The organism is Desulfobacterales bacterium (assembly GCA_034520365.1).
In the GTDB taxonomy this organism is placed as follows: domain Bacteria; phylum Desulfobacterota; class Desulfobacteria; order Desulfobacterales; family Desulfosalsimonadaceae; genus M55B175.
Window position 1 is genome coordinate 90,985 of record JAXHNP010000006.1, and the last position, 21,829, is coordinate 112,813.

General features: G+C 53.7%; 21 protein-coding genes. 15 read left to right on the top strand and 6 right to left on the bottom strand.

The features are described 5' to 3' along the window. Positions 1–258 precede the first annotated feature (258 nt). The 3 genes from U5L07_08325 to U5L07_08335 all read left to right on the top strand — a co-directional run bounded on the left by U5L07_08325 (position 259) and on the right by U5L07_08335 (position 4,510). Positions 259–1,173 carry a metalloregulator ArsR/SmtB family transcription factor gene (locus U5L07_08325; GenBank protein MDZ7831739.1) on the top strand — a complete coding sequence of 305 codons (915 nt, stop codon included), beginning with the start codon at positions 259–261 and terminating at the stop codon, positions 1,171–1,173. Between the two features lie 78 nt (positions 1,174–1,251). Next, entirely contained in the window at positions 1,252–2,694 is a 1,443-nt protein-coding gene (gene ahcY, locus U5L07_08330) for an adenosylhomocysteinase (GenBank protein ID MDZ7831740.1), read from the top strand. Between the two features lie 502 nt (positions 2,695–3,196). After that, positions 3,197–4,510 (top strand): class II D-tagatose-bisphosphate aldolase, non-catalytic subunit, encoded by a 1,314-nt coding sequence (locus U5L07_08335; protein ID MDZ7831741.1) that lies wholly within the window; start codon positions 3,197–3,199, stop codon positions 4,508–4,510. On the opposite strand, the gene U5L07_08340 is transcribed toward U5L07_08335, so the two are convergent. Further along, positions 4,507–5,571 carry a cobalamin-independent methionine synthase II family protein gene (locus U5L07_08340; protein ID MDZ7831742.1) on the bottom strand — a complete coding sequence of 355 codons (1,065 nt, stop codon included), beginning with the start codon at positions 5,569–5,571 and terminating at the stop codon, positions 4,507–4,509. The genes U5L07_08335 and U5L07_08340 overlap by 4 nt on opposite strands. 78 nt (positions 5,572–5,649) lie before the next feature. Then, positions 5,650–6,663, bottom strand: coding sequence for an AmmeMemoRadiSam system radical SAM enzyme (amrS, locus tag U5L07_08345; protein MDZ7831743.1), 1,014 nt, complete (start codon positions 6,661–6,663; stop codon positions 5,650–5,652). 734 nt (positions 6,664–7,397) lie between these two features. Between amrS and U5L07_08350 the strand changes: the two genes are divergently transcribed. From U5L07_08350 to prxU, 3 genes are all read left to right on the top strand, one after another. After that, positions 7,398–8,147 (top strand): TatD family hydrolase, encoded by a 750-nt coding sequence (locus U5L07_08350; protein MDZ7831744.1) that lies wholly within the window; start codon positions 7,398–7,400, stop codon positions 8,145–8,147. Positions 8,148–8,174: 27 nt separating this feature from the next. Continuing rightward, a complete protein-coding gene (locus U5L07_08355; protein ID MDZ7831745.1) occupies positions 8,175–8,789 on the top strand; it encodes a class I SAM-dependent methyltransferase in 615 nt (204 codons plus the stop codon). Between the two features lie 143 nt (positions 8,790–8,932). Beyond that, positions 8,933–9,658, top strand: a complete 726-nt coding sequence (gene prxU / locus U5L07_08360) for a thioredoxin-dependent peroxiredoxin (GenBank protein MDZ7831746.1) — start codon at positions 8,933–8,935, stop codon at positions 9,656–9,658. 285 nt (positions 9,659–9,943) lie between these two features. Here the strand turns inward: prxU and U5L07_08365 are convergent, their stop codons facing one another. Further along, positions 9,944–10,762, bottom strand: a complete 819-nt coding sequence (locus U5L07_08365) for a DUF169 domain-containing protein (GenBank protein MDZ7831747.1) — start codon at positions 10,760–10,762, stop codon at positions 9,944–9,946. Positions 10,763–11,082: 320 nt separating this feature from the next. Between U5L07_08365 and U5L07_08370 the strand changes: the two genes are divergently transcribed. The 9 genes from U5L07_08370 to U5L07_08410 all read left to right on the top strand — a co-directional run bounded on the left by U5L07_08370 (position 11,083) and on the right by U5L07_08410 (position 18,815). Then, positions 11,083–11,652 carry a DUF99 family protein gene (locus U5L07_08370; protein ID MDZ7831748.1) on the top strand — a complete coding sequence of 190 codons (570 nt, stop codon included), beginning with the start codon at positions 11,083–11,085 and terminating at the stop codon, positions 11,650–11,652. A gap of 129 nt (positions 11,653–11,781) precedes the next feature. Continuing rightward, positions 11,782–12,219: a PPC domain-containing DNA-binding protein gene (locus tag U5L07_08375; GenBank protein MDZ7831749.1), complete on the top strand. Its 438-nt coding sequence runs from the start codon at positions 11,782–11,784 to the stop codon at positions 12,217–12,219. Between the two features lie 43 nt (positions 12,220–12,262). Beyond that, on the top strand, positions 12,263–13,030 hold the full coding sequence (locus tag U5L07_08380; protein ID MDZ7831750.1) for an ABC transporter ATP-binding protein: 768 nt from the start codon (positions 12,263–12,265) through the stop codon (positions 13,028–13,030). Next, on the top strand, positions 13,023–14,165 hold the full coding sequence (locus tag U5L07_08385; GenBank protein ID MDZ7831751.1) for an ABC transporter permease: 1,143 nt from the start codon (positions 13,023–13,025) through the stop codon (positions 14,163–14,165). The genes U5L07_08380 and U5L07_08385 overlap by 8 nt, the downstream gene beginning before the upstream one ends. 324 nt (positions 14,166–14,489) lie before the next feature. After that, positions 14,490–15,419, top strand: coding sequence for a MoxR family ATPase (locus U5L07_08390; protein ID MDZ7831752.1), 930 nt, complete (start codon positions 14,490–14,492; stop codon positions 15,417–15,419). Beyond that, positions 15,416–16,348, top strand: a complete 933-nt coding sequence (locus tag U5L07_08395) for a DUF58 domain-containing protein (GenBank protein MDZ7831753.1) — start codon at positions 15,416–15,418, stop codon at positions 16,346–16,348. The genes U5L07_08390 and U5L07_08395 overlap by 4 nt, the downstream gene beginning before the upstream one ends. 38 nt (positions 16,349–16,386) lie before the next feature. After that, the gene (locus U5L07_08400) at positions 16,387–18,315 is read left to right on the top strand and encodes a DUF3488 and transglutaminase-like domain-containing protein (protein ID MDZ7831754.1); all 1,929 of its coding nucleotides are present in this window, start codon (positions 16,387–16,389) and stop codon (positions 18,313–18,315) included. Positions 18,316–18,402: 87 nt separating this feature from the next. Then, positions 18,403–18,636 carry a type II toxin-antitoxin system prevent-host-death family antitoxin gene (locus U5L07_08405; protein MDZ7831755.1) on the top strand — a complete coding sequence of 78 codons (234 nt, stop codon included), beginning with the start codon at positions 18,403–18,405 and terminating at the stop codon, positions 18,634–18,636. Next, complete coding sequence (locus U5L07_08410) at positions 18,636–18,815, top strand: hypothetical protein (GenBank protein MDZ7831756.1); 180 nt, start codon at positions 18,636–18,638, stop codon at positions 18,813–18,815. Before U5L07_08405 ends, U5L07_08410 begins: the two co-directional genes overlap by 1 nt. Before the next feature lie 39 nt (positions 18,816–18,854). On the opposite strand, the gene U5L07_08415 is transcribed toward U5L07_08410, so the two are convergent. From U5L07_08415 to nqrE, 3 genes are all read right to left on the bottom strand, one after another. Then, on the bottom strand, positions 18,855–19,334 hold the full coding sequence (locus tag U5L07_08415) for a CBS domain-containing protein (GenBank protein MDZ7831757.1): 480 nt from the start codon (positions 19,332–19,334) through the stop codon (positions 18,855–18,857). 461 nt (positions 19,335–19,795) lie between these two features. Beyond that, positions 19,796–21,010 carry an NADH:ubiquinone reductase (Na(+)-transporting) subunit F gene (nqrF, locus tag U5L07_08420; protein MDZ7831758.1) on the bottom strand — a complete coding sequence of 405 codons (1,215 nt, stop codon included), beginning with the start codon at positions 21,008–21,010 and terminating at the stop codon, positions 19,796–19,798. A gap of 170 nt (positions 21,011–21,180) precedes the next feature. Then, entirely contained in the window at positions 21,181–21,789 is a 609-nt protein-coding gene (nqrE, locus tag U5L07_08425; GenBank protein MDZ7831759.1) for an NADH:ubiquinone reductase (Na(+)-transporting) subunit E, read from the bottom strand. Between the last annotated feature and the right edge of the window lie 40 nt (positions 21,790–21,829).

Below are 21,829 nucleotides of genomic sequence, written 5' to 3' on the forward strand. Positions count from 1 at the left end.
AAAAATAGATAGAACAAATTTACCGTGCCTCAGTGCCTTTAAAGTTATTTATAGGCTCGGTCCCGGGCGGTGGCCCGGGGAATTACTTCCAATTAATCATTTTAGTTAAGTCAAAAATTTTTCAAAAATTTTTCTTGACAGTCAAAAATATATCTATATAATTAAATCAATATATCAAGATAATTTGATTTATTGATCTTGATAAAATTAAATTCAAGCCTGGACGCAAGTATATTTAACCACATGCTTATTTAAATAATGGACAGCCTCAAATATTTTAAAGCCCTTTCGGATGAGACCCGCATCCGGCTGATGAACATCATGCTCCACCATGAACTCAAGGTGGGCGAACTGGTGTCGGTGCTCGAAATGGGGCAATCCCGGATCTCCAGGCATTTGAAAATTCTGGCTGAGGCCGGCCTGGTGGAAAATCTCCGGGAAGGGGTCTCGGGCTTTTATTACATCGCCCGCAAGGGGCCGGGGCGGCGGTTCATTGATGCAGTGCGCTACCTGTTTGAAGATGATCCGGTTTATGAAGCCGATATCCGGCGGGCGGCCCAAATGATTGAGGAACGCAAACGTCACACCCTGCAGTTTTTCGATGATATCGGCCCCCGCTGGGACCTTTTCAAGGGCGAGATATTAGGGGGATTCGATCTGAATCAGGCGATTCTCAGGGATGCAGGCAAGCACCGGGTCGGGGTCGATTTGGGCTGCGGCACCGGCGATCTGCTGGAACCCCTGAAGCGCCATGCGGAAAAGGTGATCGGCGTGGACAGCTCGCCGCGGATGCTAGAGGAGACCAGGAAACGGTTTCAGGATGCGGGCGAAAAGATAGAGATACGGCTCGGTGAAATCGAGCATCTGCCCCTTAGCGACGGAGAAGCCGATTTCGCGGTTATCTCATTGGTTCTTCAGTATCTGGCCAAGCCTGAGGCGGCCGTTGGGGAGGTAAGCCGGGTGCTGACACCGGGCGGGCTTTTTATCGTGGCGGATTTTGACAAGCACGAGAATTTAGGGCTTCGGGAAACATACGGTGCCCGCTGGCTCGGATTTACGCCCGAGGAAGTGGAAAACTGGCTGACAGCCAATGGATTCAGCCTGCAGAGGATCGATAATTACGAACTGGAAAAGGGGCTGCCGCTGAATATTTATCAAGCCGTTAAAAATTAATTCATCATTATTATAAATTGCCGATATATTGCAACCAATCGGCCAAAACCCAAAAGAAAGGAAGAATTAACCATGCTAATGTCAAATAAAGAAAATGATAAGGCCATTGTACCGGAACTGGATCTTTCGCTGCCCTATCAGGTGGCGGATATTTCGCTGGCCGGCGACGGATTCAAGGAAATGGAGCTCTCGGAAAATGAAATGCCGGGTCTGATGGCGGTCCGCGAAAAATACGGCAAGGACAAGCCGCTTAAGGGGATGCGGGTGACCGGCAGTCTGCATATGACCATCCAGACCGCCATGCTGATCGAGACCCTGTATCAGCTGGGCGCAGACATCCGATGGGCCTCCTGCAACATTTTTTCCACCCAGGATCATGCGGCCGCAGCCATTGCCAAGGCCGGCAGCGCGGCGGTGTTTGCCTGGAAGGGCGAATCTCTGGAGGACTACTGGTGGTGTACCGAGCAGGCCCTTACCTGGCCGGACGGCACCGGCCCCGACCTGATCGTTGACGACGGCGGGGATGCCACCCTGTTCGTGCATGAAGGGGTAAAGGCGGAGGATGATCCGTCCATGCTGGAGAAAGAGTACGATGTGTATGAATACCAGTGCGTAATCAACCGGCTGAAGGCAGCCTATCAGCGTGACCCTCAGCACTGGCACAAGGTGGCCAAAAATATCCGCGGTGTTTCCGAGGAAACCACCACCGGTGTCAGCCGTCTCTATCAGCTGGCCAAAAAGGGAGAACTCCTGTTTCCGGCCGTTAACGTCAACGACTCGGTCACCAAGAGCAAGTTTGACAATATTTACGGCTGCCGGGATTCCCTGGCAGACGGCATCAAGCGGGCCACGGATACCATGGTGGCCGGAAAAACCATCGTTATCTGCGGTTATGGCGACGTGGGCAAGGGATGCGCCCAGTCCATGCGCGGGTTCGGCGCCCGGGTCATTGTTACGGAAATCGATCCCATCTGCGCGCTCCAGGCGGCCATGGAGGGCTATGAAGTCTCGACCATGGAGGAGATGGCGCCCGAGGGCGATATCTTTGTCACCGCCTCCGGCTGCTGCGACGTGGTGACCGGCGAGCACATGGAGCAGATGAAAAACGAGGCCATTGTCTGCAATATCGGCCACTTTGATCACGAGATCGAGATGAGCTACCTGGAGAACAACTGCGAAAGAACCAATATCAAACCGCAGGTGGATCAGTGGCACCTGAAATCCGGCCGCTCAATTATCGTGCTGGCCGAAGGCCGGCTGGTCAACCTGGGCTGTGCCACCGGACATCCCAGCTTTGTCATGAGCAACTCCTTCACCAACCAGACCCTGGCCCAGATCAAGCTGGCCCAGGAGGACCTGGAAAAGCAGGTCTATACCCTGCCCAAGGATCTGGATGAAGAGGTGGCAAGGCTCCATCTGGCACGGCTCAGTGTGAAGATGACCCGGCTCAATGAGAAGCAGTCCGAATACCTCGGCGTGCCGGTGGATGGGCCCTATAAGCCGGATCATTATCGGTATTAATCCTAGCTAACCCCGCCGAGACCGGCGGGGTTAAAAAGTTAAATTCTAAGTAACACTGCACTATATTTAGTTATTACGGAATGTTCCGTCACTGTCATTCCGAGGAACGGCAGTGACGAGGAATCATGTCATTCCGAGAAACGAAAGTGACGAGGAATCTTAGATTTCTCGCTGCCGCTCGAAATGACAGTATGGACGGATTTTTGAGCGCCTTTTTAAGTTGCTTTCTGCAAAAGGGCCGGCCACCGCAACGACCGGGATAATCCGCGAATTGCGTAGGGTCGGCCACCGTGCCGACCTTTATTGATGGCGGGCGCAGTGGCCCGCCACTACACTGAGTTTTCCCCCGGGCTAAACCGTCGTCAAGTGGTAGGTCATAGTGCCGACCATTCACGCCCTAACAGCCCCAGAGCTATAGGCTTGACGACCGGCCGTTGCTTTTTCTATAAATCAATTTATGGAAAACACATGCCCTAATTCTAGTCCCCTTTCTCAGCCAACAATGGCCCATCTGGTCGACCACCTTATGCGCATCCGTGCGGAAGGCAGGAAAATCCCGGTGATCGTGGCTTTCTGCTTTTCAGATGATCTGGCCCTAAAGGCCTGCCTGGCCGGATGCCGGGAGGCAGGCGCCATCCCCGTAATCATGGCCACCATGAATCAGGTCAATTCGGACGGCGGATATGCCGGACTGACGGCAAACCAATTTGTGCAAAAGGTCAAACACCTTTCAAAGGAAGCGGGCTATGACGGCCCGATCATTTTTGGCCGGGATCACGGCGGCCCTTTTATCGTGGAGGCGCATAAAAAATGGTCCCGCCCGGAAGCAATGGCCTGGGTTAAAAAAAATATCATCCAGGATCTTGAGGCCGGCTTTACATGCTGGCATGCGGACGGCACGTCGGGCCGTGACGACGAACTCGAAGCGGCGCAGCTGCCGGTGCGGATGATCGCGGAAATCACCCTGGAGTTGATCGAATATTGCGAAGATGCGCGCAAGCGGCGCAAAATCGGTCCCGTCTCCTATGAAGTGGGCTCCGAAGAGCAGCAGGGCGGGCTGACCACTCCTGAAGGGATGGATCAATACCTCCGGGCTTTAACTTCAGGTCTTCTGGCGCGGGGACTTGGGCAGGCGCGGATTGATTTCGTGGTGGCCCAGACCGGCACGCACATGAAACTCCACTATGATAAAGCCGCACAGGATTTTGAGCTGGTTCAAAACGGATTTCAGCCGCGGCTGGTGGCGGCTTTAGATGAAATCGCGGAAAAATACCGGTCCGATTATCAGAAGTTTTTGTTTACTCAGCACTATTCGGATCATATGATCCCGGCGGATGCCCGTGCCCTGCGCCGGTTCGGTGCGGGAAAGGTTAATTTCGGCCCGGAGATGACCATGCCGGAGCTAAAGCGCCTGCTGGCATGGGAACGTGAAGAAACGGCCATGCTTAAAAAGAGGGGGAGACTACATCTGGCATCGCACTTCCGGGAGACCCTGCTGACGCATCTGGACCAGCGGCCGGATTTCTGGCAAAAATTCATCCCAATGGAAATGACGGTCCAGGAAACCGGGCACGTGCCATCCATTTTTGAATTCGCCCCGAATGTACAGGATGCGCTGATCGTCTTTCGGGGCCGGTATGTCAAAAGCCGGCCGGCCTGCCGGGCGGCCGCGGAAAAACTGCTGGATAATCTGGTTTCTCTGGAAATTGCTGAACATCCAAGGCAGGCCATCATATCTGAAATCAAGACCAATACGGTGCTGCCCCGGCTGGGGCAGTTTCAAATGACAGACCGGCTTGATAAAATTGGATATTAAAGGTTCAGTTCTTTTGCGGCGAGCCGCGTACCCTCCAGGCGGGCCCGGATCATGTCAAAGGCGGCCTGCCGCGATGTGGAAAGATCGTCTGAAAACGGAGAGAACCCGCAGTCATCCGTGGTGCCGAGCTGAACCACCGGGATATACTCCGCGGCTTTTAAAATCAGGTCCCGGACTTCTTCCGGGGACTCCACCCGCGGGTTGGTCACATCGATCACGCCCAGAAAAATCATCTGTTCATGGCCCATGTATTTATTGATGCACTGAAGCACCCGCTCCTTGTCAGGTTCACTCGCAAACTGCATGTAAAAACTCCCGGCATTTAATGAAAAAAGCAGCGGCAGCAGCTCTACATAATCCACATCCGCGCTGTGTGTGGAATCCTGATCCCCGCCGGGGCAGGTGTGGATGCCGATGCGCTTGCGCTCTTCTTCGGAAAAGCGGTTCAAAACCCGGTTGTTCAGGTCGATAAACGATTTTAACAGCTTACGGGTCGGATCGAGTTTAACGGCCAGGCGGCCTTCGGTAAAATCAATCTGAACATTGTATGCGCCTTTTTGCAAGCAGAGCCGGATTTCCTTTTCCGCTTCATCCACCAGGTCTTCAAGGAATTTCTCCTTTGGATAGCCGTCAATGCCCGCTTCAGGATAGATCAGGCTCAGTGCGGAAGCCGAAATCACGGGCTGCTTTACCGGTTTCGTGGCATGCTCCAGCGCCTCCTCCAGATAGCGGTCCGCATGGATCTTATATTGAAATGGCCCTTCCTTAAGGCGCGGGAGCTGACGGATATGACCGTCTCTGAATACGAGTTTGATGCCATCCGGGGCAAGGTTGTCCAGCCCATGGATCGGGTATGTGGCAAAGCTGGGTTTGCTCTGCTCGCCATCGGTGATCACCGGCGATCCGGTAGCTTCGAATTCTGCGATGGTTTGCCGGACCGCCTGGTCATACATTTCATCTAATTCACTTCGGTCGAGCCGCCCCTTTTCATAGGCCTGGATGGCCTCAACCAGTTCTTTCGGCCGGGGGATGCTGCCGATGGGTTCAGTGGGCAGTGTCATGAACACTCCTTCGCGATTTCCAATTTCACCGCATCTACTGCGTCAAACTTGAACATCGCCCAATTTAGGTTTTTGATTTTAATGCCTGAAAACGCCGGCCAACGCTTGCCCGCACTTGGGGCAGCGGCCGTCTTCCGAGAGGTTGACCTCTCCGCCGGAAAAACCGCGGCGGATCAGCAGGTCTTTGCAGCCGGAACAATACGTATCCAGCGATTCCCCGGGCACATTGCCCATGTAAATGTGTTTCAGTCCGGCCGCCTTGCCCAGTTCAAACGCAGTTTTCATCACAGAGATCGGGGTGGGGCCGACGTGGTCGTATTTGTAGTCCGGATGAAACCGGCTGATATGCCAGGGGATATTCGTATCTACGCCGGCGATAAACTCGGCAATGCCTTTCAGTTCCGCCTCGGAATCATTGGCGCCGGGCACAATCAAAGTGGTTACCTCAACCCAGATGTTAAGCGCTTTCAGGCTGCGGATGGTATCGAGCACCGGCTGCAGGCGGCCGTGGCAGACATTCTTGTAAAAGTCCTTATTAAAGGCTTTTAGATCCACATTGCAGGCGTCCAAATAGGGCTGCATGGTTTCAAGCGCCTCCCGGGTCATGAACCCGTTGGTGACGAAAACATTGGCGATGCCTTCCGGTTTTGCCAACTTGGCGGTATCATAAGCGTATTCGAAAAAAATCGTGGGCTCGGTATACGTATAGGCAATGCTCTCGCAGCCCCTTGATTTGGCCTCCTGGACGATCTTTTCCGGCGGGAGTTCATAGCCGCGGGACCGGCTGTCCGTGCGCCTGTTGGCCTGGGAAATCTGCCAGTTCTGGCAGAATTCGCACTGGAAATTGCAGCCCATGGTGGCAACGGAAAACGAGCGGGTGCCGGGCAGAAAATGGTAAAGCGGCTTTTTTTCAATGGGATCGGCATTGGCGGCGATCACCTCACCGTAGGCATGCGTATACAGGGTGCCGTCAAGATTCTGGCGCATGCCGCAAGTGCCGAATTCATCCGGCTTGATGCGGCAGTGATGGTTGCAGAGATAGCAGTGAACCTCGTTTTCTTTGATTTTTTCATATAGCATGGCCTCGCGCATGGCTGACCTCCTTTTCACCTAAATTGAGCGTTCCAAATTTTTAAAATGAAAATTTTTATATTCTTTTTAAGGAGTTGAATCAATTTTTAGTTTAAAAACTTGAAAATCGCTCAATTTAGGTTTTAGTCTATAACTCTATAAAATAATAATCATTTATCCTTAGTTTGTCGAAATGCGCCCCCGCTGCTGATATGATGCCCATGGCAGGCCGGAAATTAAATCCCGCCAAGCCCGCAGAGAGCGCAAAGGGTTTTAAGTAATTTCGGGTATTAGGTTTTGGGTGTTAGGTATTAGGTTAATGAAATCAAGAATTTATGGTCGGCACGGTGGCCGACCCTACGATGAATCGGGTTTTTCCCCATTCGTAGGGCGGGCCACCGTGCCCGCCTGAAAAATAGATAGAACAAATTTACCGTGCCTCAGAATCAGTAGGGTGGATAAGCGATAGCGCATCCGCCAAATGTTTCGAGTTCGCAGTTCACAGTTCACGGTTTAATGTTATACAACCTCAGAGCCTCAGTGCCTTTAAAGTTACTTTTACGCTCGGTCCCGGGCAAACGGCCCGGGGGGAATATTTCTATATAATTACAAATAAGCGATCCCGGGTTTGCATATGCCGATGGAGATGTTAGTTTCAATTTATATACGGATGATGAAAGCGATTCCATGCAGTTTGGCAAATGATGCTTTTAACTGCATGATAAAGGATCTTGATGAATCTTATGCACCCCTTAATGGATTCACATACCCATCTCTATGATGACAGTTTTGATGCGGATCGACCGGCGGTGCTGGAAAGGGCCCGGGCTGCCGGGGTGAGCCGGATTGTTACGGTAAGCGAAACCGTGGAGGATGCCCGGCGAAATCTTGAACTGGCAGGCGAATATCCGGAATTGATGCCCGCTGCCGGACTTTATCCGACCTATCTGGATTTTGATGCGGCAGACGGCATGCAGGCCTTTATCCGTCGGAAGCGCGACCAGCTGGCCGCCATCGGCGAGGTGGGCATGGATTTCTGGGCGGTTCAGGAAGAGGGCCAGCGGGAGATTCAGCGCCGGATTTTTGAATCCTTTATTGATCTCTCTTTTGAGCTGGATCTGCCCTTAAATGTCCATTCCCGTTCAGCCGGCCGGCATGCGGTTGATTTATTAATAAGAAAAGGCGTCGAACGGGTGCAGCTCCATGCCTTTGACGGCAAATTCGGCGCCGCTCAGCCGGCGGTGGAAGCCGGATATTTTTTTTCAGTACCATCCTCCATTGAGCGTTCCCGCCAGAAGCAGAAGCTGGTCCGCCAGCTGCCGCTTTCCTGTCTTCTCCTTGAAACCGATAGCCCGGTGCTGGGCCCGGACCCCAAAGCCCGCAATGAACCCAAAAACGCAGTGATTGCCCTTAACATGATCGCACAAATTAAAGACGTAAGCCCTGAGGCGGCGGCCGAGGCGGTGTATGACAATTCCCGCCGGCTCTACGGTGACGTATTTTAAATGGATACCTTATATAGGCAATAATTTATGGCAGATATTGTTTCCAATCCGGAAGCGTATTTTGAGGGCCTGATTCCGGATCGGGATGCGCTTTTACGAGACCTGGAGGCCGAAGCCGCGGCTGAAGAGATCCCGATTGTCGGTCCGGTGGTGGGCGAGCTTTTGTTTGTGCTGGCCCGGGCGACCGGAGCGAAGCATATCCTGGAATTGGGCGCAGCCACCGGTTATTCGGCTATTTATCTGGGACGGGCGTGCGAGCCGGCCGGCGGCCGGGTGGTGACTTTTGAATATGATCCCGCCATGGCCGCGCGGGCCCGGGAAAATATTGATCAGGCCGGTCTCTCCCGAACCGTGTCGGTCCGCGACGGCAATGCGCTGACGCAGTTGGGGGAGCTCGACGGTCAGTCTGATTTCGTCTTCATGGATATCGAAAAAGAGGATTACCACAAGGCGTTAAAGGAGCTTGAGCCGTTGGTACGCCCCTCCGGACTGTTGGTGGCGGACAACACCGGGTTCAGGGATGCGGATGCCTTCAACCGGATGATGCACGCCAATCCCGCCTGGCGCAGCGTTCAGCTGTTTTCCTTCCTTCCCATGCATTCCGGCATTTATGACGGTCTGTGCCTGGCCGTCCGCATCTGATGGCTTCGTAAAACCAGTTTCCACTCCATAGAAAATTTAAATTTGATTTGCAAAACCGATTTGCAGAATTAATAATGGGTATAAGATCAAAAAGTCAGAAAGCTTGGGAAGAATCTAAGGTATCCAAACAAGGAGGTATTTGAATGCCAACAGAAGAGGCGGTCGGATGTGCACGGCCGACAGGCGGCCCGGTGGGTGAACCCGCTCAGGAAAAAGCACCTGCAGGACAGGAACCATTTTCGACACAGGAGGTTAAAAAGATGGTGGAAGTCGGCAAGAAGGCGCCGGATTTTGCAGCGCCCGCTTATTATCAGGGAAAGTTTGTTTCAGTGAATCTGTCCGAATATCTGGGCAAATGGGTGGTTTTGTGCTTCTACCCGGGCGACTTCACCTTTGTTTGAGCGACCGAGATTTCGGCAGTTGCCGAAAAATACAAAGAGTTCCAGAACCTGGACGTCGAAGTCCTGTCCATGAGCATTGACAGCGTGTTCGTCCATAAGATGTGGAATGACAATGAACTTTCCAAAATGGTGGACGGCGGTGTGCCTTTCCCGATGCTCTCTGATGCCGGCGGCCGCGTCGGCAAGGTCTTTGGGGTGTTTGACGAGGATGCCGGGGTCGAGGCCCGGGGCCGTTTCATCATCGACCCGGATGGGGTCATCCAGGGCTACGAGGTACTTACCCCGCCGGTGGGCAGAAACGTGGCCGAAAGCCTCCGCCAGATTCAGGCGTTCCAGCATGTCCGGAAAACCGAGGGCGCAGAGGCCACGCCGTCCGGATGGCGGCCCGGCAAGACGACCCTCAAGCCCGGCCCCGATTTGGTGGGCAGAGTGTGGGAGGTATGGAAGACAAGCGAGGCATTCGAGTAGAAGCTGTTTCAAAACATCATCTAAGGCCTGCTGGCTGCGTTGCAGTCCGCTTCAAAATACTCACATACGCCTATGTATGCTGCGTTTTTTCATCGGCCTGCGCCTTGCCATCAGGCCTGACCTAAAGCTTTGAAACAGCTTCTTGATAAAAGGCATGGGTATTAGGCATCAGGGCGGCAAACCCTATGCCTAATACCTTATCAGACACGCAAAACCAGAAACCAGAAACCAGAAACCTGAAACCCTACACCCTACACCCTACACCCTATATACCCTATACCTGATTTACTTCAACGCCCTTAGCTGATACCAGGTGTTTCTCTCCACAAAAGAGCCCGGGAGATTGGTCTCCATTTCCTCGAACAGCTGATAGGGGACCGCAAAACTCATCAAATCCTTTTTTAACAGCCGTTTAATGGCGAGCCGTGCGGAGATATCATTTAAACCCAGCACCGCCCGCGGGGTTTGGGATTTGGCCTCGGCGAATGCATAGATGCCGATGGACTGGCATCCGGCGGCATAGGGAAAGATGACGTTGTCGTTGGTCTCCCGGTGATAATTGGCCAGGATGGTAAGCCCCGCAATCTGGTCCATATCCGCCAGAAACACGACCACTTCGGGTTTTTCCCGGTGCTTATCAATGTCCTTTAGGGGTTTGAAAACGACATAGGTATTGGGGATATCAATAATGGGCAGGCATTCGATAAATTTTTTGACCATCTCAGGGGACTGGATGTAGCGCTCCCCTTTCATGAAATCGTCAAAAGCCTCATCGCGCATATAGGGCTTAACCTGCTCGCCGGCTTTTCGGCCCTTCTCCCATTGGTCATTGCCGATGGACAGAAAATAGCAGAAACAGTCCTCACCGCCCGGAAAGTTTTTATACTGGTTGCCGAACCCCAGGCCGGTGCCGCCGCCCTGACAGCCGTAAGTCCCACGGTCAAATGCCGCGGTCTGGCCTTTAACCGCAGCCACCAGCATATACATCACACAGCCCCAGCGGCCCTGTTTAAACTGCTTGGCATCTTCCGGTTTTTCGTCTGTCAGAATGATGGCCACCGGTTCATGCGCTATCTCCAGGGCCTCTTTAATCGCGCTTTTCATTTCAACGCCTCCCCATTAATTTGCCTTTTTTATTGCGATGTTCCCCATTCTAATGCAATGTGAGCCAATCCAAAAGAAAAAAACAGGGGCGGCGGTCAGCAAACCGGTAAATTTGTTCTATTTATTTTTCAGGCGGGCACGGTGGCCCGCCCTACGCGACAATGCCGACCTTACATGCGAACACCCCTATGGTTATGGGGTTGTTCGCCAGAACAAATTCATCGTGCGGTCAGCAAACCGGGAATTGATTTTTCAGGCCGGCAGTGCGATGATTCATTGATCGGCAGTGTTTTATTGAAGGCAAGGGCATTAGCGTGCGCATGGTTGAAAAGCGGTTTTCAAATGTGGCCGGATTTGACGATGCCCCCTTTGCCCGGGACCATAGGGGGCCGGTCAAACTGGTGGGCACGGTATACGCGGGCTTGCGGTTTGACGGCGTGTTGATCGGCGAAGTCCAAAAGGACGGATTTGATGCCGCCGCGCGGCTTGCGGAGCTCGTCGCCGAATCCCGGTTTGCCGGACACATTCAGCTGATTATACTTCAGGGGATTGCCTTTGGGGGATTCAATGTGGTGGATGTGTTTGATCTGAACCGCCGACTGGAACTTCCCGTTCTGGTGGTGGCCCGCAGAAAGCCGGATTTGATAAGTATCCAGGATGCGCTCGCCGCCCACATCGGTCACGGAAAAGCCAAGTGGGCGGTGATCGAACGGCTCGGGGCGATGGAGCCGCTCGGCCCCGTATTTATCCAGCGGGTGGGCCTCTCCTATGAACAGGCGGCGGATGTGATGGGTCGGTTTGCGATTAACGGCAACATCCCGGAGCCGCTGCGCACGGCCCACATGATTGCCAGCGCACTGGTGTACGGGCACAGCCGGGGCAATGTGTAGCGCTCTGGGCACAGTTTATATCTTGACTTTGTGCCGCAGTCAATGTAGGGGCGGGCTTCAGCCCGCCCTTTGCAGATGCCGGATTAAAGCAAAACAGTGCGGCATCATTCAAATTTAAGGGGGTATATGATGGCAGATATGAAAAATGTGTCAAAAAAATCGGTGTATATGGGAAGACTTTCGCACGGCGGGGATCTGCTGGAAGAATTGACAAACATTTGCAGGGACCAAAATATCCAATCCGGCCGGGTGGAGGCCATCGGTGCGGTCCAAAAGGCATGCATCGGTTATTATGACCAGAAAAAATGGGAATATCAGTTCCATACCCTGGATCAGGCCATGGAGATTTTAAAACTCTCCGGCAACATCTCCCTGAAAGACGGCGCCCCCATGGTACACGCCCACATCACCCTGGCGGATGGGGAGGGCCGGGCGTTCGGCGGCCACCTGGCGCCGGACACCATCATTTTTGCCTGCGAGTGTATTATCGAAGCATTTGACAGTGCGGCTTTCAATCGGGTTTATGACGAGGAAACCGGTCTGCCCCTATGGGGATTGTCGTCTTAATCTTATTCTTATTCTTACTCTTACTCTTATTTATCAGGCGAACATGAACCCGGTCGTTGAAGTCAGAAACGTTCACAAATCCTTTAAAAACGTCCATGCGGTAAAGGGTGTCTCCCTTAGCATTGAAAAGGGCGGCTTCATCGGGCTTTTGGGTCCCAACGGCGCCGGCAAGACCACGCTGGTGGAGATGATCGAGGGCATCCAGACGCCGGATTGCGGCGAGATCCGTATTCTGGGCAAAACCTGGCAGTCCGATGCGGATGAACTCCACCAAGCCATCGGCATCTCGCTCCAGGAAACCCGGTTTATCGATAAATTAACGGTTCGGGAGATCCTGCGGCTTTTTGCAAGCTTTTATAATCTGCACAAATCGCGGGTGGAAGAAATATTGGAGCTTATCTCGCTTACTGAAAAGCGAAACGCCTATACCGTAAACCTATCCGGCGGCCAGCGCCAGCGGCTGGCGCTGGGTCTTTCCCTGATCAACAGACCGCAGATCCTGCTTCTGGATGAGCCCACCACGGGCCTTGACCCCAATGCCCGGCGGGAGATATGGTCGATTCTTCTGGATCTTAAAGAACGCACCCATACTTCGCTCATTTTAACCACCCACTATATGGAGGAGGCGGAGCAGCTCTGCGACTACATCATGATCATGGATCAGGGAGAGGTTCTAAAGGAGGGGACCCTGAAATCCTTGCTGGAAGCCCATCCGGAAGCGGAGGCGGCAGACCTGAAAAATCCGGAATGCCGGCACAAAACCCTGGATGATTTGTTTACGTCAATGACAGGCAGGCAGCTCAATGAATAGATGGTTTGCGCCCATACAGATGGCGCACCTGGTGGCGGCCCATTTCAAAGAGGTAAGCCGGCAGCCGGCCGTGTTTTTCTGGGGAATTATCTTTCCGATCCTTATCTCTTTGGGTCTGGGCCTGGCATTTACCCAGCAGACAGAGGTTGATCGCCAAATCGCGATCATAGACAAGGCTGAGCCGGGGGATGCGCATGTAAAATCCGGGCAGCTGGCATCCTTTCTTGAAACCCGCGCCACCCGGATATCTTCTGAGAGGGGGACGGATGCGCGGTATCAGCTGACCCTGTCGGAGGAGCATTTGGGCACCACCCGGTTTGTATTTATAAAAACCACCTGGCCGCAGGCCCTGAAGCTGCTCAAGCGCGGCCGTATCAGTCTGATTATGACCGAAGAGAACCGGAATATCAGGTATCATTTTGATCCCGCCAACCCGGAGGCCCAGATTACCTATCTCAAGCTCTCCAAAGTGCTCTCCGGGGAGGCGCCGGGGGATGCCGGGCTCAGTAAAAACGTCGAACCCTTGACGGTTCAGGGCTCCCGATATATCGATTTTCTAATCCCCGGCCTGATTTCCATGGGCATCATGATGTCCTGCATGTGGGGGATCAGCTACGGGATGATCGAGAAGCGGTCCAAGAAAATGCTGCGCCGCATGGTGGCGACCCCCATGCGGAAATCCCATTTTCTGCTGGCCCTGATGGTGGTCCGGATTGCCATGAATGTTATTGAAGCCGGGCTCCTTTTTCTGTTCGCCTGGATCGCCTTTGATATCGTCATCCAGGGAAGCCTTGCCGCCCTTTTTGTGATTTTTATGGCCGGCAATATCGCCTTTGGCGGCATTGCCATACTGACCTCATCGCATACCGCGAATACGGAAATCGGAAACGGGCTGATCAATGCGGTGGTGCTGCCCATGTCCGTGCTCTCCGGCATTTTCTTCAGCTACCACAATTTTCCGGACTGGAGCCTGCCGGTGATTGAAAAGCTGCCGCTCACACTTCTGGCAGACGGTATCCGGAGTATTTTTATCGAGGGCGCGGGATTTGCCGAAACCGCCGGACCTTCCGTGCTCTTGTTTGCCATCGGCATTTTTTTCTTTTCCCTGGGGCTTCGGGTGTTTAAGTGGCACTGAAACGGATGTCGTTTCCGGAAACGGCTACAACAAACTGCTACAATTGAATGTTGGTTTAAGGGCAAAAAGGTTTCAGGTTTCAGGTTTCAGTATTCATAATGGACGGTCGGTACGGTGGCCGACCCTACAAAATGTCGTATCACCTTTCGTAGGGCAGGCCACCGTGCCTGCCTGAAAAATAGACAGAACAAATTTACCGTGAAGGCGAGGCGCAGGGGCTTGGATTTTTGGCGAAGAACGGTTATACTATTTGTTATGCCCTGAACCCTGAACCCTGAATTTTTTTTATCAAAGGGGTGACCCATCGCAAAGGCAAAACCGGCCGTGAATCCGGCCATGAACGAGGAGTTTGAAAACATCGTCCGGCAGATCAGCCGGGTGGTGATTGGCAAAGAGGCGCATGTGCGTCTGGCCCTGACCTGTTTGTTTGCAAAAGGCCATCTTTTAATCGAGGATCTGCCGGGGATCGGCAAAACCACGCTGGCCAAGGTGCTGGCCAAATGCCTGGGCCTTGACTTCCAGCGCATGCAGTTTACCAGCGACATGCTGCCCGGCGACATCCTGGGGGTATCCATTTTTGATCAAAATGCGGGCACCTTTCATTTCCACCCCGGGCCGATATTTTCCCAGGTGCTTTTGGCGGATGAAATCAACCGCGCCACGCCAAAGACCCAGAGCGCCCTGCTCGAGGCCATGGAAGAGGAGCAGGTCACCATTGAGGGCGAAACCCGGCATCTGGGCCAGCCCTTTTTTGTGATCGCCACCCAGAATCCGCTGGAGCATGCGGGCACCTTTCCGCTGCCCGAATCCCAGATGGACCGGTTTCTGATGCGGATTGAACTGGGCTATCCGGACCGCCACGCGGAAAAAAAGATTCTTCAGGGCGATGGCGCGCAGGCGGCCCTGGAGAACATGTCCCACTGCATGGACAAAGCGGATGTGATCCGGATTCAGGATGAGATTACCCGGGTGCATACCTCGGATGCGTTTCTGGATTACCTGCAGGATATCCTGCATTTTACCCGCACCTCGCCGCATTTTCAGGTGGGGCTCTCCCCGCGGGCGGGGCTTTCCCTTTCCCGGGCGGCCCGGTCCTGGGCCTATCTCCACGGCCGGGATTACACCATTCCGGAAGACCTCCAGAAGGTACTCTTATGGGTGGTCGGCCATCGGCTGCGCACCCGGGCGGACCGGATGGAAATCCCCCGCAACAAATTGATCGATCTGTTAAAGGAAGTCCCGGTCCCGGTTTGAAAAAGCGTTTCCCAGTTACGCAGTCAGATACCTCCCTGCCGATTCGGCTCAACCGGCGCCGGATATACATCCTGCCCACCCGCCACGGCGTGCTGTTTCTTTTGGTTTTGTTCGGCATGCTGCTTGGCTCCATTAATTACAACAACAACCTGGGCTTTCTCCTGGTGTTTCTCCTGGGCGGCATGCTCCTGGTCTCTATCATCCATACCTGGCGAAATCTGCTGGGGTTAAAAATTTTATCCGTGTCCGCCGATCCGGTGTTTGCCGGGGAAACCGCGGTCTTTCAGGTGCTTGTCCGCTCGGAGACGCTGCTTCGCAAGGCCGTGACCGTTGGCTTTAAAAATGCGGCCCGCACCATTGCAAACATTTCCCCGGGGGCTGAGAATGTTATTTCGGTAGACGCGGAAACCGGGCATCGCGGCTGGTATGCCCCGGGACGCCTGATCATTGCCACCCGTTTTCCGTTGGGGCTTTTCAGGGCCTGGGCCAATCTGAATACCGGGGCGAAAGTGGTTGTTTATCCCCGGCCGATTGCCGGCGCTCTTGAGTTGACCGATAATGCGGCCGCCGGCGATGATGAAAAGGCCAGGCAGACCAGCGGGGTTGATGATTTCAAAGGCTTAACGCCCTATCAGCCCGGGGATGCCATCCAGCATATTGCCTGGAAGACCCTGTCCCGGGGGCAGGGCGTTTTTACCAAGGCGTTTGGCAGTGAAGAAAGGCAATCGGTGATCATAGATTATGCGAAGATTCCATCGGCGGATACGGAGTACAGGCTGTCGCGCCTTACGGATATGGTGCGCCAAGCCAGCCGGCAGAACCTGTTTTACGGTTTGAAGCTGCCCGGTGACTATCTGCCGCCGGATAAAGGGGAGCGGCATAAGCACGAATGCTTGAAAACCCTCGCCCTGTTTGCGGCGGACGAATAAACGCGTTTTAAAGGCCCATGAACGATACGGATAAATATTTGCCCCATATTATTTTGGCGCTGGTGGTCGCTATTTTGCCGCATCTGACGCGTCTTCCGGCCTGGATTATTATCTGGTGCGCGGGGATGTGGGGCTATATCCTGATATCCCTGCGGCTTCAGTGGCCCCGGCCAACCCGCTGGGTGCGGATCCTTCTGTCTGTGCTCGGTCTTTTCGGCCTTTTCGCCACATACAGTACCCGGATCGGGCCCAACGCCTATCTGGGCCTCCTCTCCATTATGGCCGCCCTTAAACCCTTTGAGATCAGCACTCACCGGGACCGGATGATCACCCTTTTTCTGGCGTATTTTATCGTCATCACGAGCCTGTTTCAGTCCGAGACCCTGGCCGTCACCCTTTACATGTTCGTATCCGTTTTTGTCACCACCAGCGCCCTGGTCCGTATAAACGATCCCGCGGGGCATTTTAAAAGCGATGCAAGGCTCTCCGCTATGATCATGGCCCAGGCGGTCCCCTTGATGCTGATTCTGTTTTTCCTGTTTCCCCGGATTCAGGGCAGCATGTTCGGCCTGTCCCAGGCCCCTGCCGGGAGAACCGGATTTTCGGACCGCCTGAGCCCGGGCAACATCGCCCGATTGGTTGAAAATAATGACATCGCGTTTCGGGTCGAGTTTGAGGGGGACACGCCTTCGGCAGAGGCGCTTTACTGGCGGGGGATGGTGTTTCATGAATTTGACGGCAGAAGCTGGCACCGGGCGGATCGGGTCCCTGCAGCGGATGAGCCGCCGCAGGGACAACAGCCTGTCGATTATACGATTTCGCTGGAACCCCACGGCCAGCGGTGGCTTTTTGCCCTGGACCGGCCGGGGAAAAAGCCCAAGTGGAGCCGGATGCATGCGGATTATGTGATCCGCAACATCCGGCCGGTCAACCGGAAAAAATACTATGATATGACCAGTTTCTTAGCGCCGCGGAAAGGTTCTGCATGGGGGGTTGAGGCAGCCAGGCGGCTGCCGGCTGAGGGCAACCCGCGGGCGCGGGAGCTGGCGGCCGGGTTTGAGCAAGCCGCGGATTCTGTCAATGGCATCGCCAATCAGGGCCTTAAATATTTAACGGATAACGGGTTTGTCTATACCCTGGAGCCGCCGGGTTTGGGTCGAAATCCGGTGGATGATTTTTTGTTTCAGTCCAGAAAAGGCTATTGCGAGCACTATGCGTCCGCATTCGCCTTTCTCATGCGCGCCGCCGGTGTGCCCGCCCGGATTGTGGGCGGATATCTGGGCGGGGAGGTCAACCCGTTCGGGGACTACCTGATCATCCGGCAGTCGGATGCCCATGTGTGGGTGGAGGTCTGGACTGAGAACGCGGGTTGGATGCGGGTGGATCCGACGGGAGCGGTGGCCCCGGGCCGGATCTCGGAAGGGGCGGCCGGTGCGCTGTCGGGCGGGGGATCCGGCGGGGGCGGCGGTTTCGGATGGCTGAAGCAGTTTAGCCTCAGGTGGGATGCCCTTAGTTCGAACTGGGAGGCTTGGTTTGACAAATACTCCTATCTTGAGCAAAAGGCCCTGCTCGAGCGGCTGGGGTTCCGGATGGGCTCATGGAAGGGCCCGTTCATGGTATTTCTGGTGGTTTGCGGAGCGGTTTTTCTGATCGTGGGGGTCTACGTGCTCTTGCAGGCACGGCCCGCGGCCATGGAAAAAGACCGGGTACGGCGCTGTTATGAAAAGTTCTGCCGGAAGCTGGAAAACGCGGGTCTGCCTAAGCCGCCGGATCAGGGGCCGGTGGATTTCGCCGGGCAGATCGCCCGGGAGCGGCCGGAGTTAAAGGCGCAGGTGGATGAAATAATCCGCCTCTATATCTGGCTGCGCTACAGGGGAAGTCATGATCCGGATATGGAAAAGCACTTTTGCGAGCGGGTAAAGCGGTTTCGGCCCAAAAAATCAGGTAAGATAAATGTAAAAAGTTGATCAGGTTGGTCTATTCTGGTATAGTAGACCATCAAGATGGAAGCCGGGTATGGAAACCCAAAATTATTTGTAGCTGGTGCGATTATCATGAAGATCGTCAATATATCCGAGGCAAAGGCAAGCCTTTCTAAGCTGGTGGCACTTGTTTACAGGGGGGAGAAGGTCGTTATCGCCAAAAACAATCTGCCGCTTGTGGATTTGGTGGTTCATAAGCCGGAGGGAAAAAGAAAACTCGGCCTGCTGGCGGGAAAATTCAGCGTGCCGGATAACATAATGGCCGAGGATGAGGAAATAAATTCCATGTTCTATGACGATGATTAATGAATATCATTATTGTATTACTTGATTTTACGTCGGAAGCAGCCCTGTTGCTTAAAGACATGCCGTTTCATCATAAAGATCCCTTTGATCGTATGCTGGTCGCCCAGAGTATCGCCGACAACTATCCGATCATGACGGAGGATTCTAAAATAGCCCGATACAATTGCCGGGTGATTTAACAGCGCTGGTAAAATTAATCCATCCATCATTTTTTTTGATTACTTCTTCGCTTTATACTTCCTGTGCCATCCCCAGTTTTCGTAATACTCCCAGCTGGCGATCTGGTTTAGCTCCTTGATTTCCTGATCTTTTTCCAGAAGGCTGGCCCGAAGCACATCCCCTATGGATAACAGCCCCAGGTATCGGTCTTCCTTTTTGATGAGGATATGCCGGATAAACAGGCCCAGAAACATTTCCTGAAGCTGGATGAGCGGTGTGTCCGCCGGGGCGGATTTTAATTCGGACTGCATGTAATCTTTAATCACTGCAGTCTTTGGGTCAAAGCCCGTCTCCAGGCTGTTGCGCACATAATCGCGCTCGGACCAGATGCCCATAATCACGTCATTTCTGGAGACAAGGATGGCGCCGATATGCTTTTCCGCCATTTTTTGAATGGCTTCATAAATGGTTTGCTCCTCGGGCATCGTCACCATCAGGGGTGTTCCCTTTTCTTTTAAAATATCTTCCGCGGTTTTCATGGGTGGTCTCCTTTTATTCATACCTCCCTGTTGAATACAGCTATTACCGAAATATTCCACAAGTTAATCATGATCTGTCGCAATGTCATTAACTTAACAAAAAAATGGGCAAACTCTTGGGTTTCGCAAGCTCAACCCAACCTGCGCGGGCTGAATTGTCCCGGGATTTGTTCTGACGTTTTTTGGGGTTGGCCTCAACTTTTGGAAGTATTCCCCCCGGGCTGCCGCCCGGGACCGAGTGTATAAGTAACTTTAAAGGTCCTGAGGCACGGTAAATTTGTTCTATCTATTTTTCAGGCGGGCACGGTGGCCCGCCCTACGAATGGGGAAAAACCTGATTCATCGTAGGGTCGGCCACCGTGCCGACCATAAATTCTTGATTTCATTAACCTAATACCTAATACCCAAAACCTAAAACCCGTCAAGTTACTTAGAAGAGCGCCTGAGGCGGCGGCTGCCTTTTACGAAAACTCATCGTAGGCGATCATTTCCGGCTCCACGCCAAGGCTGTCCAGCATGTTTTTCATGGCGGCGATCATGGGCGGGGGGCCGCAGAGGTAGTATTCGACTTCAGTCGGGTCGGGATGATCCTGGAGGTATCGGTCAAGCAGGCACTGGTGGATAAACCCGACCATGCCGTTCCATTCGTCATCCGGCAGCGGATCGGAGAGGGCCACATGGTAAGAGAAATTGTCAAATTGTTGATCCAGCGCCCGGAATTCCTCATCATAGAGCATCTCCATCCGGTTTCTGGCCCCGTACCAGAACGTGGCCTTGCGGCGGGTGCTAAGCGCCAGCAGCTGGTGCCGCAGATGGCTGCGCATGGGCGCCATGCCCGCGCCGCCGCCCACAAAGCACATTTCCCGCTCGGATTCCTTGACCTTGAACTCCCCGAACGGCCCGCTCATGGTCACCCGGTCGCCGGGTTTCAGGCTGAAGATATAGGAGGAGCCCACTCCCGGGGGCGCATCCGGCAGGTCCGGCGGCGGGGTAGCGATGCGCACGTTAAACATCATGCGCTGGTTGTCAGCGGGCGGGTTGGCCGCGGAATAGGCCCGGAAGATCGGCTCGTCATTTGCCGCCGCTAAATCCCAGAGATTGTAATAGTCCCAGGTTGCTTTAAACGGCTCGTCGATTTCGAATTCGGAAAACGAAACCGAGTATTCGGGGATGTCAATCTGCATGTAGATGCCGGCATCAAATTCGATGGGCTCATTCAGATCCACCACCAGCTCCTTGATAAATGTGCCGATGTTTTTATTCGAGGCCACGGTGCCGGTAAATTTTTTAATGCTGAAAATCTCCGGCGGGATTTCGATTTTTAAGTCTTCCCGGATTTTTAGCTGGCATGACAAGCGGATATTTTCCGCCTTTTCCTGCCGGGAGAGGTGAGGCAGCTCAGTGGGCACGATCTCGCCGCCGCCCGCCAGCACCTTGCACTTGCACAGCCCGCAGGAGCCGCTGCCGCCGCAGGCAGAGGGCAGGTAGATGCTGTTTTTATTCAGCGCAGACAGCAGATTGGTGCCCATGGGCACGGTCAGGGGGTTGTCTTTATCCTCATTGATAATGATTTGGCGGTCGCCCTTTTTAACGATTCTGGTTTCAACAAAAAGCAGCAGCAGAACCAGAATCAGAATGATCCCTGAAAATACGCCTATGCTAACGAGATAAATCAAAAGCGCCCTTCTTTCACACACGGCTAATTTGTTCTAACCGCAAAGCCCATAACCACGGTCCTGTTAACGGACAGACAGTCGGCGCGGTGGCCGACTCTACGACGCATGTCGCCGTAGGGCAGGCCACCGTGCCTGCCTAAAAAAAGACAGAACAAATTTACCGTGTTCTTTCACATCGCAATGCCGGAGAACATCATAAACGCCATGGCCATGAGTCCCGTTACGATCATGGTGATGGCAAACCCTTCAAGCCCTTGGGGAAGATCCGCATAGCGCAGCTTGAGCCGAACCGCGGCCATGGCCACGATGGCCAGCATCCAGCCCACGCCCGAGCCGAACCCGTATACGACGGATTCCATAAACGTGTAATTGCGCTCCACCATGAACAGGGAGCCGCCCAGAATGGCGCAGTTCACAGCGATCAGGGGCAGAAAAATGCCTAAGTTGGCATAAAGGGCCGCCGAGAACCGGTCTATGATCATCTCGATGGCCTGCACCATGGCCGCAATCACGGCGATAAAAACGATTAATTTTAAAAAGCTCAGGTTAAATCCGCCCAGCCCGGCCCATTCCAGGGCGTCCGGCGCCAAAAGATAGCGGAAAATCAGCCAGTTTAAAGGTACCGTGATGCTTAACACGAAGATCACCGCAAAGCCCAGACCGATGGAGGCCTCAAGATTTCGGGAGACCGCCACGAATGAGCACATCCCCAGAAAATAGGCCAGCAGGATGTTTCCCGCAAAAACCGAGTTTAAAAAAAGGCTGACAAGATCGACCATAATTAAAGGTTCAAGGTTTAGGGTTCAAGGTTTAGGGTTC